General features: G+C 45.5%; 13 protein-coding genes. 5 read left to right on the top strand and 8 right to left on the bottom strand.

The window, feature by feature from the left end; translation table 11 throughout:
- The 5 genes from AB4138_RS06650 to AB4138_RS06630 form a co-directional block, all read right to left on the bottom strand.
- Positions 1-1,350, bottom strand: a 1,350-nt coding sequence (locus tag AB4138_RS06650; protein WP_136978418.1) for a VWA domain-containing protein, incomplete at its 3' end; no start/stop codon positions are given.
- Positions 1,343-2,350 carry a VWA domain-containing protein gene (locus tag AB4138_RS06645; RefSeq protein WP_017060042.1) on the bottom strand — a complete coding sequence of 336 codons (1,008 nt, stop codon included), beginning with the start codon at positions 2,348-2,350 and terminating at the stop codon, positions 1,343-1,345. The genes AB4138_RS06650 and AB4138_RS06645, both read right to left, overlap by 8 nt.
- Positions 2,343-2,828, bottom strand: coding sequence for a DUF4381 domain-containing protein (locus tag AB4138_RS06640; protein WP_372305392.1), 486 nt, complete (start codon positions 2,826-2,828; stop codon positions 2,343-2,345). Before AB4138_RS06640 ends, AB4138_RS06645 begins: the two co-directional genes overlap by 8 nt.
- Positions 2,825-3,751 (bottom strand): DUF58 domain-containing protein, encoded by a 927-nt coding sequence (locus AB4138_RS06635; protein WP_372305389.1) that lies wholly within the window; start codon positions 3,749-3,751, stop codon positions 2,825-2,827. Before AB4138_RS06635 ends, AB4138_RS06640 begins: the two co-directional genes overlap by 4 nt.
- Positions 3,752-3,761: 10 nt before the next feature.
- Positions 3,762-4,718 (bottom strand): MoxR family ATPase, encoded by a 957-nt coding sequence (locus AB4138_RS06630; protein WP_017060045.1) that lies wholly within the window; start codon positions 4,716-4,718, stop codon positions 3,762-3,764.
- 456 nt (positions 4,719-5,174) lie between these two features.
- Between AB4138_RS06630 and AB4138_RS06625 the strand changes: the two genes are divergently transcribed.
- Both AB4138_RS06625 and AB4138_RS06620 read left to right on the top strand, forming a co-directional pair.
- Positions 5,175-7,091, top strand: a complete 1,917-nt coding sequence (locus AB4138_RS06625; protein WP_137001445.1) for a methyl-accepting chemotaxis protein — start codon at positions 5,175-5,177, stop codon at positions 7,089-7,091.
- A 208-nt stretch (positions 7,092-7,299) separates the two neighbouring features.
- Complete coding sequence (locus AB4138_RS06620; RefSeq protein WP_010431457.1) at positions 7,300-7,500, top strand: hypothetical protein; 201 nt, start codon at positions 7,300-7,302, stop codon at positions 7,498-7,500.
- Positions 7,501-7,758: 258 nt separating this feature from the next.
- Here AB4138_RS06620 and malK read toward each other — a convergent pair whose 3' ends face one another.
- On the bottom strand, positions 7,759-8,871 hold the full coding sequence (malK, locus tag AB4138_RS06615) for a maltose/maltodextrin ABC transporter ATP-binding protein MalK (protein ID WP_081229370.1): 1,113 nt from the start codon (positions 8,869-8,871) through the stop codon (positions 7,759-7,761).
- Positions 8,872-9,537: 666 nt separating this feature from the next.
- Between malK and malE the strand changes: the two genes are divergently transcribed.
- The 3 genes from malE (at position 9,538) to malG (ending at position 13,277) form a co-directional block, all read left to right on the top strand.
- Positions 9,538-10,722: a maltose/maltodextrin ABC transporter substrate-binding protein MalE gene (malE, locus tag AB4138_RS06610; protein ID WP_017067915.1), complete on the top strand. Its 1,185-nt coding sequence runs from the start codon at positions 9,538-9,540 to the stop codon at positions 10,720-10,722.
- A gap of 81 nt (positions 10,723-10,803) precedes the next feature.
- Entirely contained in the window at positions 10,804-12,375 is a 1,572-nt protein-coding gene (gene malF, locus AB4138_RS06605; protein ID WP_017060049.1) for a maltose ABC transporter permease MalF, read from the top strand.
- Positions 12,376-12,386: 11 nt separating this feature from the next.
- Entirely contained in the window at positions 12,387-13,277 is an 891-nt protein-coding gene (gene malG / locus AB4138_RS06600) for a maltose ABC transporter permease MalG (RefSeq protein WP_017060050.1), read from the top strand.
- Between the two features lie 561 nt (positions 13,278-13,838).
- Here the strand turns inward: malG and AB4138_RS06595 are convergent.
- Entirely contained in the window at positions 13,839-14,111 is a 273-nt protein-coding gene (locus AB4138_RS06595; RefSeq protein WP_019822928.1) for a hypothetical protein, read from the bottom strand.
- A 237-nt stretch (positions 14,112-14,348) separates the two neighbouring features.
- Entirely contained in the window at positions 14,349-14,852 is a 504-nt protein-coding gene (locus AB4138_RS06590; protein ID WP_019822926.1) for an acyl-CoA thioesterase, read from the bottom strand.
- Positions 14,853-14,889: the final 37 nt, after the last annotated feature.

Below are 14,889 nucleotides of genomic sequence, written 5' to 3'. Positions count from 1 at the left end.
CTGTTGCTGTTGCTGTTGCTTCTGAGCCTGTTCGACAATCTCTAGGTTCTTCTTCGCATAAGCATGTTCAGGGTTGCTTTCAAGAATACGTTGATACTCTTGGATCGCTTGGTCGTACTTACCTTGTTGGGCTTGAGCGTTAGCAAGGTTGTAGCGAGCATCTTCACTAGAAAGCTCTTGCAGCGTCTGCTCTGCGGCTTCGAAATCACCGGCTTTGTATTGAGCAATGCCTTTCCACTCTTGTTGGGTGAACTGTTCAGCAGCTTGTTGGAAGTCCTCGTCCTGATACAGCTGATAGCCTACTTGATCATTGGTTTTCCACGGGTTCGCAAACGCAGTATTTGGTTGGCTAAAAGAGATAACTCCAGCTAAGGCACACCAAATAACCCCTTTCCTGAATAATCCAAGTGCCGGAAGTAATAGCAAAGGCAGTAACCAGAAACCGTTGTTCACTCTGGTGTTGAGTGAGTTCTTGGTCTTGGTTACTTCCGATGTTGTTGCAACGCGGTCGAGGTAGCTCGCGATGTGTTCAACATCTGAGTTATCAAATTGAACTTCAGTGAACGTGCCACCATAGCTGCGTGTAAGCTCGCGCATGTTCTTCAAGTTGGTTCTTGCCACCACGGTTTGTCCTGAGTCGCTTTGCAGCATCGACCCCGTAGGTAACGAGATTGGCGCACCGTTTTCACTCCCTACAGCTAGAATCGACAATGTCCAATCGTTGCCAGAGAGTAGGGAGTCGATCTGCTTCTTCTCTTGGTCATCGATGTCATCAGCAATCAATACCAAATCACCTTGGTAGATCTTCGCGCGAGTCATCATATCAATCGCAAGCTTAACGGCTGATGCGGCATCACCACCTTGATAAGGCATGATATCTGGCGATAGGTTAGGCACTAGGTTTTTGATGGTGTTGATGTCTGACGTTAGCGGGCTAATGGTGTAAGCATCCCCAGCATACGCCACCATGCCTGTTAGCCCTTCCTTCCATAATGAAAGCAGATCAAGAGCCTTGTATCGCGCTTGAGTTAAGCGATTCGGCTTAATATCGGTGGCATACATTGACATCGACATGTCCATGATCACAACTCGTGCCTGCGTTTTTTCAAAGCTTGGTTGTTCGTTTTTCTCGAAGCTTGGCCCAGCTAACGCAATAACGCCGACCAGCCACCAAATACCGAAGTAAGTACTGCGATTTTTCGATGGCTTGCTTGATTCTGGCGCCAAGTAACGGGCGATGTGTGACGCGAGTAATCCTTGTTTGGACTGTGTCTTGCTCAGCCACCAAATAGCGGGCAGCACGGCAAGCGCCAAGAACCAATATGGGTAGATAAAAGTAAAGTTAGACATTGTTTCTCCTAATGGCTAACAGCATAAATGCGAAGAACATTGCCGCCGACAGTGGCCATACAAACCACTCTTGTTGCGGTCGCCAGATCTTAGTGGCGTTCGTCACGGGCTCTAACTGGTTAATGGTGTCGTAAATCGTCGCTAACTCTTTGCTGTCACGCGCTCGGAAGTACTGACCGCCGGTGCGTTTGGCAATTTCTATTAGTGTACGTTCATCCAAGTCTTGAGCAGTATTGACTTTGCGCGTCATGAAGAACTCTTTGACCATCATCTCGCCTGCACCGACACCCACGGTGTAAATCGTTGCGTCGTATTTCTTTGCAATATCCGCCGCTTCTAATGGGTCTAATACCCCGGCGGTATTACTGCCGTCGCTGAGTAGAATCATTACACGTTGGGGCGCATCGCTATCGACAAAGGTTTTGGTGGCAAGACCAATACCATCACCAATCGCTGTTTGAGTACCAATCAGCTTTAACACCGCTTGATTGAGCTGTTGTGAAAGCGTATCTCTATCTAGCGTAAGCGGGGTCTGCAAGTAGGCGTGATCAGCAAATAACACCAGTCCAACTCGGTCGCCTTTTCGTCGCTCAATAAAGTCACTCAATACGCGTTTCACCGCCGACAAGCGGTCGATGTATTCGCCATTGAACTGCATGTCTTCTTGGCTCATCGAATAGGAGAGGTCGACAACCAACATCAAATCACGATGTTTCGGTTGAAACTCTACCGGTTCGCCATACCATACAGGGCGCGCGCTCGCCGTAACCAGCAGAAGCCAGATAATCACGGACAACGCCTTTGGTAAGCGACTGCTCGGTGTTTTGGTATTACTGTCTTCTGGCAGAAATGGAAGTCTTAGGACATGGCTTGATTCTGACTTTGGTGAGAACAAGTAAACGAGCAACGGCAGTGGCGCGATGAAGAACATCCACCACCAAACGAACTCGATGTTTAGCAAGTCCCCGCTTAGAAACATAGGGCTTAGAAAATCACTCATAAAGACCTCGCTTAGGAGGAAGGGCTTTACGAAGCCAAGTTTCGCAATCATTAACTAATTGTTGTTGAGCCTTTTTCTGTTCGTCGTTCATAAGGGCTACATCTTGATAGAGCGCTTGTTGCCACTGGGATTGTTTTGCTACAAATAACGGCTTCGCCAATTGCGCATCTAAGAACTTCAACCAATCATCACCAGACAAACCTGCAATTTTTTCACGAGGGAAATAGCTCAGTGCTGCTTGACGAACGATGTCTTGAGCTTTGCTCGGAGACAAGCCATCTTGGGACTGACTATTACTAAAGTAAGACAGCGCTTCTTGTTTCGCCTGTTGATTGTTTTTTCTACGTTTTAGAATGAAAAACACCAAGGAAATCAGGAAAATGGCTGTGATAATGACTGCCCACCAACCCCACGCCAAAGGCCACCAAGTCGGGGCGTCTGGCGCAATCACCGGACTTAAATCTAAGGGCTGTTTCATGACTGAGCTCCTGATATCTGGCTCATGAGTGACTGCGTACTCGACAGCGAGCTATAAGGTATCGCGAGAGATAACCCCATCTGTTGGAGCTGCTGTTTCTTAAGCGAAAAAGCATGGTTAAGCTTTTGCTTTTCTTTATTAGAAGAGAAATTAAACCATTGAGTTTTGCTGCCATCGGTGACCTGTTTAGAGCCTTTATAGGTGGTTTCACCTTGCTCTAGCGGGTCGTAGAAATGCACAAGACGTACTCTGTTGTGTCGGCGAATTTGACTGATAAGTGAGTAGTCACTTTCTTGGTAACGCACAAAGTCACTGAGCATAATAATATCGCTTCCTTTAGGGCAAAGCTGGTGCAGAGATTTCAGTCCATGCTCTAAGGTCGTGTCATTATGATTGTCGTGATTAGTCAGTGCCGTATTATTGATTTCTATGACTTTTTGCAAAATACGCAGTGGAGCATGGTTGCTTGCACTTGGCTTAATCTCAATGACCTCTTTGCCAGTATCGATCACCGCGCCAATTCGATCTTTTTGAGCCACAGTAAGCCAGCACAGTTGGCTAGCAAAGTGTGCAAGTTGAACCGATTTCAGCAACAAGGTTGAGCCGAAAATCATACTGCTTGATAGATCCAAGAATAAAATGACAGGCTGTTCTCGTTCTTCAGAGAAAAGTTTGGTATGCGCTTTGCCCGTTCTGGCTGTTACACGCCAATCAATGCTGCGAATGTCATCTCCCGCTTGATATTGACGAACTTCAGAGAAATTCATCCCGCGACCTTTACGGTTGCTCTCGTGTTGGCCGTTAAGCTGTGACCAAAGGCTCTTGGCGGGAGGCAACCAGCGAACAGACTGCGCTTTGTATTGCAGCAGCTCATCCAGATTTAACGTGACGCCGTCACTATGGTTGGGTAGTTGATTATTCATGCGCGTATCCCTATGCGCTGCCAACCAATGAAATAAGGTGTGCGATCACTTGGTTTGCGGTGACACCTTCAGCTTGTGCGTGGTAGCTGCGCAGTAGACGGTGGCGTAACACAGGGAATGCCATCGCTTGAACGTCTTGTGGAGTGACGTAATCTCGTCCTGCAAGCCAAGCGTGAGCGCGGGCACAACGGTCTAACGCAATGGTTGCACGCGGGCTGACACCCATGTCTAACCATTGATCAAGTTGGTCACTGTATTGCTTAGGTTGGCGAGTCGCCATAACCAGTCTGATGATGTACTGCTCAATGGTGTCTGCCATGTGAGTGTTGAGCACTTCTTGGCGCGCTTCAAAGATCGTTTGCTGAGATATCTGTTGTGGCTGAGCTGATTCGTTACCTTGAGCCTCACCACGGTTGAGTCGTAAGATCTCAAGCTCGCTTTCCATATCTGGGTATTCAACCTCTAGGTGAAGCAAGAATCGGTCTAACTGAGCTTCCGGTAGCGGGTAAGTCCCTTCTTGTTCAATTGGGTTCTGTGTTGCCATTACCAAAAATAGCTCAGGCAGCGCATAGGTTTTTCGACCGGCAGTTACTTGTTTTTCTGCCATCGCTTCCAGCATTGCCGCTTGAACTTTCGCCGGAGCACGGTTGATCTCATCCGCTAGAATCAATGAGTTGAAAATCGGGCCTGATTGGAAAGTGAACTCCCCAGTCTCAGGACGGAAGATGTCGGTACCCGTCAAATCAGCTGGCAACAGATCGGGAGTGAATTGAATACGGTGGAAGTCACCCTCAACACAGTCAGCCAATGATTTTACTGCACGAGTTTTTGCTAAGCCGGGAGGTCCTTCAACGAGGATATGACCATCTGCTAAAAGGGCGATCATCAGTTGCTTAACGAGCTCTTTTTGACCAATGATTTGAGACTCTAGATAGTTTTGAAGGACTTCGAAATTTGTTTTGTGCATTTTGGACTCTCTGGGTATCCATTTGATTTTTATTTTGAGTATTGGTCACTGATTTCGAGGAAAAAGTTCCAGTACATTTGCGTAATTTATTTTTTCAAAATTGGAAATATTTACAAGTGGTTAGCTAAAAACATCGTTAGGTTGTGATTATTACTATATCAATTGGTTTTTATATACAAAAGCTCGGCGGTGGGGAGTGGTTTGAGTTCGGTTGGGTCTCAGGGGGTGAGAACTAAAATTGACTCTCGACAATGCGGTATTTGCTTAGTTAATTCATGCTCAAGGTGAATATTTCTAATTGTTACATCATATTTGCAGTTTTTTGAGAAGAAAGTCTCTAGTTTTATTGGTTGTGGCCGATACATCACTCAGATTGTGCATTGCTTGTTGGAGTGCACTAAAAAAGTCCTGTTCAGGGTATACCAATAACGAGCGATTCTTTTTAAAGGTCCAAATATGTTTAAAACTAACTCTCTGAGTATCAAGCAAAAAGTTGTACTTGGAATTACCTTTGCGGTTCTTGCATCGACAGTGATTGTCGGCGCAATGGCACAACAACAAGCAAGAGATGTATTAAGTCATCGATTGATCGATATTGAACTTCCAGGAATGCTAGAGCGAATCAATGGTGAAATTGACCGAGAAGTCTCTCAGCTATTACTAGCGGCGGAGCAAATTGCTTCAAATGAATTTATTTCTGATGCTATCGAATCGACCGATCGCGATCCCGCACTAGAAAATAAACTGGTTAAACAGCTGAACAATGTTCGTAACCAGTATCAGTTGAACGATGCCTCAGTGGCGAACCGTCAAACTGCTTACTACTGGAACCAAAATGGCTTCCTACGTCAGTTAAACCAACAGCAAGATGGTTGGTTCTTTGGCTTTACGCAATCTGGACAGCCGACCATGGTGAGCATGTTCCAAGAAGCCAATGGCGAAGTGAAGATGTTTGCTAACTACCAACAGCCTTCTGGTTTGGCTATGTCTGGTCTATCAAAGTCGATGGATGACATGGTTAACCTGCTGAACGGTTTCAAGATTGAAAATACCGGTTTTGTCTTCTTAACCGATAGCCAAGGTGATGTTCAAATTCATCGCGAGCGTTCTCGCAGTGACTCTTCACTTCAACAACTTTACGGTCCTCAAGCAAGCCAACTACTGAACAAGTCGGGTTTTAACCTGATTACCACTGAAAGCCAAGGCCAAGAGCTGTTCGTGGCGAGCTTGTATGTGTCTTCAATGGACTGGTTTGTTATTGGTGTCGTTCCGACTGGTGAAGTGTTTGCAGAGTTAGATGCGACTGCGCAGAAGATGCTGATCATGACTGCGGTTGTGGCGTTAGTCTTTATCCTAATGGGCGTAGTTCTGGCGAACAGCATTACTCAACCGATCAAGCTTTTGGCTAAGCGTTTCGGCGACTTAGGTGAAGGCGACGGTGACCTTGCACAGCGTATCGAAGTGAAAGGCAACGATGAAATTGCACAGCTTTCAAAAGGCTTCAACGGATTCATTGAAAAGATTCACGAGTCGATGAAAGAGGTGTGTTCGACAAGCCAAGCGCTTCAAGTGGCGGCAGAGAGTGTTTCTAACAAAGCCCACATCACCCACGACAACAGCCAAGAACAGCGCGACCAAACGCTTCAAGTGGTGGCTGCCATTAACCAAATGGGTATGACCATCAGCGAGATTGCATCGAACGCGGCAACCGCAGCAGAAACGGCAACTCAAGCTTCAGGCAATACGGAAGTAGGCCGCTCTGTGGTGAACAAAGCAAAAGACGCGATCAGTCGTTTGGCGCAAGATATTGAAAGCACAGGTCAGGTAGTAGAGCAACTGGCTTCTACAACTCAAGACATCGGCTCTATTCTGGGTGTTATCCGTGATATTTCAGAGCAAACTAACTTACTTGCACTGAACGCTGCGATTGAAGCCGCACGTGCCGGTGAGCAAGGTCGCGGTTTTGCTGTCGTAGCAGATGAAGTACGTAACCTAGCAAGCCGTACTGCAGATTCAACGGAAGAGATTCAGAAGATGATCAACCAACTGCAAAGCGATGCTAAAGATGCGGTAACGGCAATGAGTGCAGGTAAGGTGATTACCCTTGAAGGTGTATCGGCTTCGGATGAAGCGGTAGACGTGCTGAGTGGCATTTCAGACCGTATCGTTGATATCACAGACCGTAACACTCAAGTGGCAACGGCAACGGAAGAGCAATCAACCGTAGTTCACACCATCAACCAGAACATTGAAGAGATTAACGCAATCAACGAAGTGACAACGAGCACGGCTGAGCAACTTGCTGAAGCGAGCCAAGAGCTTCGTGATCTATCGTCTCGTCTAGATAAGATGGTTGGTTTATTTAAGCTTTAATTCTTTCAAGCTGTAACATGGCTTAGAAAGGGATATAGACGAAGAGCTGGATTCATTTCATCGTGAATCCGGCTCTTTTTATTAGTGCGCTAATTTGCCTCTAACTGCCTTTAGCTTGATCTGGTTTCGGGCTTTGCTTTTAATCACCCTAGCATCATAGGGCGTAAATGAGTAAAATCTCGTTAGGTTTAATATTTAGGTAAGTATCATGAGCGATTTTGAAAAAGAACTAGAGCAGATGACTCAAGAGATGGGCGATGAGCCTGAGGTGAAACTGCCATCACTTGAAGAGCAAAAAGCAATTGTTGCTGAGTTCAAGCGACTAGAGGCGGAAGGCAAACTGACTCCTGAAGTGTTAGAGAAGCATTTTGGCCAGTTCAACAAACAGAATGATACGCCAATTCACTAAGTTGATTTAGACAGGTTTCATGTCTGAAAGAAGTGATATTAGCGGTTGGGTTCATAGCCTAACTAACAGATAAAGGTCTAGCGCTTGCTAGACCTTTTTTATTGCCGCTAGCGAAAGACCGAGTGGCTGACTCATGAACTATTCAATGTAAGTGAAACTCGTATCCAACACATAAAAATATCCAGCACATAAAAAAATCCCCCTTACTGAGTAAGAGGGATTCGATATGGGCAAGTTATATCCTAAAAGGCTAAGCGATTAGTCTGTGCCGTATTCTTTGTACAAACGACGACATGCGCGGCCATCGCTGTGGAACAGGTGACAACGGTGCGCTGGAATACCAATCGCCAACTTGTCACCTGATTCGATTTTCAACGTGTCAGGCTGGCGATAGATAACATCAGCATCGGCACTTTCAAGGTTTAGGTAAACCTGAGTTTCGTTACCTAGCTTCTCTACCATCATCACGTCAGCTTCAATCGTCGCGTCACCTGATTCAGCAGACATCAAGTGTTCAGGGCGAATACCCAGAGACATACGATCGCCAGCATTGACAGTCGTACCATCAACAGGGATCCAGAAAGTCATACCGTTAGAAAGTTGAACTTGTACGCGTTCTGCTTCAGCTTGTTCAATGTGTACCGACATGAAGTTCATCTTCGGTGAGCCAATAAAGCCAGCAACGAAACGGTTTTGAGGGTAGTGGTAAAGGTCAAGCGGCTTACCGACTTGAGATACATAGCCACCATCCAGAACAACGATCTTATCCGCCATTGTCATCGCTTCCACTTGGTCGTGGGTAACGTAGATCATGGTACAACCCAGTTGACGCTGTAGCTTGGTGATTTGCGAACGCATTTGAACACGTAGCGCGGCATCTAGGTTTGATAAAGGCTCATCAAGTAGGAATACGTTTGGTTGAGAAACCAGAGTACGACCAATCGCAACACGTTGACGTTGACCACCAGAAAGCGCTTTAGGTTGGCGCTCAAGAAGGTGACCAAGCTGAAGGATTTCTGCAGCATGTTCAACGCGTTTGTCGATCTCAGCTTTATTTGCGTTTGCTAGCTTAAGACCGAAAGACATGTTGTCGTATAGGTTAAGGTGAGGGTAAAGCGCATAAGACTGGAATACCATACCTACGCCACGCTTTGACGGTTCAACGTCATTCATGCGTTGGTCGCCAATGTACAAATCACCAGACGTAATGTCTTCTAGACCTGCGATACAACGTAATAGCGTCGATTTACCACAACCTGATGGTCCAACGAATACTACGAATTCACCTTCGTTGATGTCTAAGGTTACGTCCTTAGAAATCTGTACATCACCATATGATTTATAAACGTTTTTTAACGTGACACTCGCCATCTAGCTTGTCCTCGATCGATCAAATTTTAAGTTTTACTGCTTATCATTATAAGAAATTTTTGGGTCAGCAGTAACTGTAGGAATTGGTAAGTATTGAGTGAGTAAGAAAAAAGTGGGTGAGACTTGGCTTCTTTAACCAAGCCCACCCGTCATAGCCAAACTGATGCCCATTTCCCCCACATCCAGCTAAACCTCCCCCGTGATTCAATCACAGATTTAGCTCGATGCTAATATAAGACACCAGCGGGCAGTGAAGCCAACTAAATGAATAATGCGTCAACGCATAACACTTTTGCCGGTAAAGGGTTCTTACTATCCACTCTTGGATGAATGCAGTTTCGGTGAATTGGCGTAAGGGTACATCCTCCTAATGGAAAATTAACTAGGGGGAGTAGGAGGGGAGGAGTAGATAAATGGGGTTATTAATAATTGGCGATCCAGTTCAAATAAATCCACCGCGTAACGGTGATGTTGATCACGATGAGTATGCGTTTTGTGATTGCAGTCTCTAATCTGACCGGATGGTGATCACGAATTTAAGCCATAATAGCTAGGGCGTAGTGGCTAGGATGATGAGCTAGGGTCTGTTTTCTCAGATCATAACCTCCGAAAACTGGCTCGTCTTGGTAGATGTGCCCTACGTATAAATATAAAAAGGATATTCACATGAAAAACGCTCTAAGCGCTGTAGCTCTAGGTACAATAGTTGCTCTGGGTTCTTTTGGTGCAAATGCTGCTATCGAAGAAGGACAACTAACAATCTGGGTAGGTGGTGACAAAGCTTATGAAGGCATGGCTGAAGTAGGTAAACGCTTCGAAGAAGATACTGGTGTTAAAGTAACCGTCGCTTTCCCTGACAAGCTAGAAGAAAAATTCCCTCAAGTAGCAGCAGCTGGCGATGGCCCAGACATGATCTTCTACGCACATGACCGTTTTGGCGGCTATGCAGAAGCGGGACTTCTTGTTGATATCAAACCTTCTAAAGAGACTAAAGAAGGTATCGTAGACTTCGCATGGGACGCTGTTTCATACGAGGGTAAAACAATCGCATACCCTGTTGCTGTTGAGTCAGTTTCCCTAATTTACAACAAAGCACTTGTTCCTAACCCACCTAAGTCTTGGGAAGAAATCCCAGCACTTAACGCTGAACTTCAGAAAGACGGCAAGAAAGCGATCATGTGGCCTTTACGTGGCGGCGCTTACTTCACATGGCCTCTACTTGCAGCTGACGGCGGCTACGCATTCAAACAGACTGCAGAAGGTTACGACATTAAAGATGCGGGCGTAGCGACTGAAGGTGTTCAGAAGTCTCTAGGTTTCATCGAGAAGATGGTACAAGACAAAGTTATCTCTGCAGACATGGATTACTCAGTAGCTGAGTCTGAATTCGTTGCAGGTAACGTTGCAATGACAATCAACGGCCCTTGGGGTTGGGAAAACATCAAGAAAGCTGGCGTAGATTACGGCGTAACAACACTACCTAAGTTCAACGGTAAAGCGTCTAAACCTTTCGTTGGTGTATGGGCGGGTGGTATCAGCACTGCGTCTCCAAACCGCGATCTAGCTGTTGAGTTCATGGAAAACTACCTACTAACAGATGAAGGTATGAAGAGCCTGAACGACGACAAGCCACTAGGCGCTGTTGCTCTTAACTCTTTCCAACGTCAACTAGACAGCGATACTCGTATTGCAGCAACAATGGACAACGCGATGAACGGTGAAATCATGCCTAACATCCCTCAGTTCACAACATTCTGGTACAGCATGGAAGAAGCGATCGGCAACGTAGTTGACGGCCGTCAATCAGTAGACCAAGCACTAAAAGCTGCTGAAGGTCGTATGGTTAAGTAACACCCAGGCACTACCTTTTAAGGAGAGGGTAACCTCTCCTTACTTTTCTATTTTTTATCTATATCGCTAGCAGGTTCCTCTATGCAGTCAGTTCAAGGTACAGATGCTATCCCAGCACCATCAAGCCTTCCAGGCAGTAAAAGCGTCTTCATTAAATGGGGGTTGCTTGGTAGCGTTGGCTTAATAAACGGCTACGCTACAATTCTAATGTATTCTCGCGGTGAGCTCGCTTTTGCGCTGCTTACAGTGATCTTAACGGCTTTGGCACTTTACATTTTTGGTAGTAAAAAAACTTACGCCCACCGTTATATTTACCCAGGTATTGCCGGAATGATCTTGTTCATTCTTTTCCCATTGGCATACACCGTAGGGCTTGCGTTTACTAACTACAGCGCGAAAAACCAACTTTCTCTAGAGCGTACTCAAACCGTTCTTTTAGACCGTTCTTTCCAAAGCGGTGAGAGCTACCCATTTACTTTGTACAAGACAGATGACGGTCACCAGATCGTTGTAAAAGATGGCGATCAACTGTTAGCGACTGACGTATTTTCTCTAGACAATATGACAGAAACAGAGATGGACCTATCTGTTATTGAGTCTGCGCAAGGTGAAAAAGAGAAGATCAAAGCGATCATTCAAAACCGAGCAGCAATCAGTGGTGTTGATTTCAATCTACCTGACGGTGGTGACATCCGCATGAGTGGCTTACGTAAGTTTGCTTCTGTTGCTCCGCTTTACACGCTACAAGACGATGAAGAAACGTTAATCAACAATGAAACGGGTGAAGTTCTCAAGCCAAATATGGATGTGGGTTTCTACCAGCCTGTTGATGCAAATGGTGAGTTTACGGGTAATACCATCTCTCCAGGTTTCGTGGTTAGCATTGGTACGCATAACTTTGAGCGTGTATGGAAAGATGACGGCATTAAAGAACCGTTTATCAGCATCTTTATTTGGACGGTTATCTTCTCGGTATGTACCGTAGCGTTCACGCTAGTTATCGGCCTTGTATTGGCTAACATCGTGCAATGGGAAGAGTTGAAAGGTCGTTCTATTTATCGTGTTCTACTGATTCTGCCTTACGCCGTACCCGCGTTTATCTCGATTCTTATCTTTAAGGGTCTATTCAACCAAAGCTTTGGTGAGATCAACATGGTGCTCGAGAATATCTTCGGCTTAAGCCCGAACTGGTTCTCAGACCCTATCTTAGCGAAAACCATGGTGTTGATGGTTAACACATGGCTAGGTTTCCCTTACATGATGATTCTATGTATGGGTCTGCTTAAAGCGATTCCTGATGATTTATACGAAGCGTCAGCAATCGATGGTGCGAACTTCCTTGATAACTTCAAGCGCATTACGTTCCCATTGATGATTAAACCGCTTACACCGCTATTGATTGCAGCGTTTGCCTTTAACTTCAACAACTTCGTAATGATTCAACTATTGACGAACGGTGGCCCGAACATGATTGGTACTTCTGAGCCAGCGGGTTACACAGACTTGCTTGTAAGCTACACGTACCGAATTGCATTCGAAGGCGGCGGCGGTCAAGACTTCGGTCTAGCAAGTGCTATCGCAACGCTTATCTTCCTATTGGTTGGTGCACTAGCGTTACTAAACCTTCGTTTCACTAAACTGTCTCAAGATTAAGGAGCACGACAATGGCTATGGTACAAGGTAAAGGCCTTAAATACCGAGTGTGGGCAACGCATGCAGTGTTGTGGTGCTTCTTGGCAATGATTATCTTCCCACTACTGATGATCATCGCGATCTCGTTCCGTGAAGGTAACTTCGCAACCGGTAGTTTGATTCCAGATAACCCATCATTGGAACACTGGAAGTTAGCATTGGGTATGTCAGTAACGAACGCAGATGGCTCGGTAACGTCACCTCCGTTCCCTGTGCTAACTTGGTTATGGAACTCAGTGAAGGTTGCAGGTATCACATCGATTCTGATTGTGACACTGTCTACGACATCGGCTTACGCGTTTGCTCGTATGCGCTTTAAAGGTAAGAACACAATCCTGAAAGCGATGATGATTTTCCAAATGTTCCCAGCAGTATTGGCTCTAGTAGCAATCTACGCGCTGTTTGACAAACTTGGTCAATACATTCCGTTCTTAGGCTTGAACACACACGGTGGTCTAATCTTCTCTTACCTAGGTGGTATTGCACTGCACGTATGGACGATTAAGGGTTACTTTGAGACGATTGATAACTCTCTGGAAGAGGCAGCAGCCCTTGATGGTGCAACGCCTTGGCAAGCATTCAGACTGGTTCTACTACCGCTGTCTGTGCCAATCCTAGCGGTTGTGTTTATCTTATCTTTCATCGCGACAGTGGGTGAGGTGCCAGTAGCGTCTATCCTACTTACAGATGTGAACTCTTACACGCTAGCAGTAGGTATGCAGCAGTACCTATACCCTCAGAACTACCTATGGGGTGACTTTGCGGCAGCGGCTGTACTATCAGCACTTCCGATTACTATCGTGTTCTTACTTGCTCAACGTTGGTTAGTTGGTGGTTTGACGGCAGGTGGTGTAAAAGGATAAGCTGTACTCTATAAGAAAGAAAAAGAGCGACCGTTAGGTCGCTCTATATTGGCATTTTTATTACATCATTTGGTTTGGCCGCCGATCAGTAATAAAAATAACCCTCAGGTTACGCATAGCTGGCTACTAATCAGGTTCCTTACGCTATTAATGATTAGTGGTTTTTGTAACTCTAACCCAGGTATTTACTTGGGTTTTTTTATGCCTGCTACTTTTTGTTTTTTGTGTCAGCGTTACTCGTTAACTATCGCGCTCATATCTACTTTAAAACCCAAAGTTTCGAGTTACTTCTCTCCTAAATACCGACCACTTCATTTTGGTTACTTGTAGAAATGAACTAGTCTCACAAATCAGACACTCAGTATAAGTGGCTGTTGTACTATTGATATGTTGTGAATATTCCAATGCGTGATACTTCAATGATTTGTATGCAACAAAACCTGAAATTGCACTGAAAATGTATGGGTAAGCGAGAGGTAGTTACAGAATATTCAAGTGACATTCATGAGGGTTATGGAGATGGGCATATTTATGCTTCTGGTTTTTGGTGGGACTTAGAAGTCAGAACTCTTTGCTCGAGGGAGCACAGCCTAAGTGTTGCAATAACACATAGATGCTTTCTTGATCGAGTGCCACGCGACGAAATAGATCGGCAAATGTTGGATCTCCGCCGAAACACGTTTGGATATAGTGGTTGATTTCATTGCTGTCGTAGCCTTCGACGTACAAAGTTCTAACCCATTGGTACTCAACAGCCTTTAAATTGTTCAGTGTAGACTCGCTAAGAGTGGGGCGTATGACGCTCAAGAGTGGCTCCAAGAAATTCAAATGCATCTATTATGATTGGCGGTATTTAATCAGAGCAAAATGACGACTTTATTACAGTCAAAATAAATCGGTGAACAAGTGCCGATTCATTTCAACCTTTGGCTGGGTATCACGCTCTTGTCGTCTGTATTGGGTGTGCAGCAGGTTTGGCTGTGTAGAGCACGAAGGTATCAAATAGATCAATGCCAAGCAGGCGCTTGGCATTGTAATAAGGTTTTGTAGGGGGAGGGCTGCTGGTGGACCTTATTTCAGGTACTTCACGTGAGCTTCCATCTCTTCACCAATCTGTTTTCGCATGTTCATTAGGCGAATAGCCGAATCTCGTAATTCGATGTCTTCTGGCGTCTCTGGTATCCACTCTGGTACTTTAGTCGGGTTACCATTCTCATCAACAGCGACCATAATAACGATACAGTGAGTTGTTAGGCGGTTATTGAGCTCTTTAGGGTCGCTTGCTTGCACGTCGATAGCGATATGCATTGAAGATGAACCTGTGTAAATGACCTTTGCACTTACTTCCACAAGGTTGCCTACATGAATTGGGGCAACGAATCGAATTCCGCCTGCATAGGCTGTTATACAGTATTTACCGCTCCAACCTGCGGAACAAGCGTAGGCTGCTAAATCGATCCACTTCATTGCTGCACCACCATGAACTTTACCACCAAAGTTCACATCCCCGGGTTCAGCTAAAAAACGCAGAGTAACGTCTCGTTTACCATCTTGTCGGCTATTGCTACTGCTCATCTATCTTCCTTCATTATTATTTTGCTGCGTAACATGC

It is taken from the genome of Vibrio sp. 10N.286.52.C3, assembly GCF_041468865.1.
GTDB lineage: Bacteria > Pseudomonadota > Gammaproteobacteria > Enterobacterales > Vibrionaceae > Vibrio > Vibrio crassostreae_C.
The sequence above is the reverse complement of the archived record's forward strand: the minus strand, read 5'-3'. Positions and strand labels throughout refer to the sequence as shown.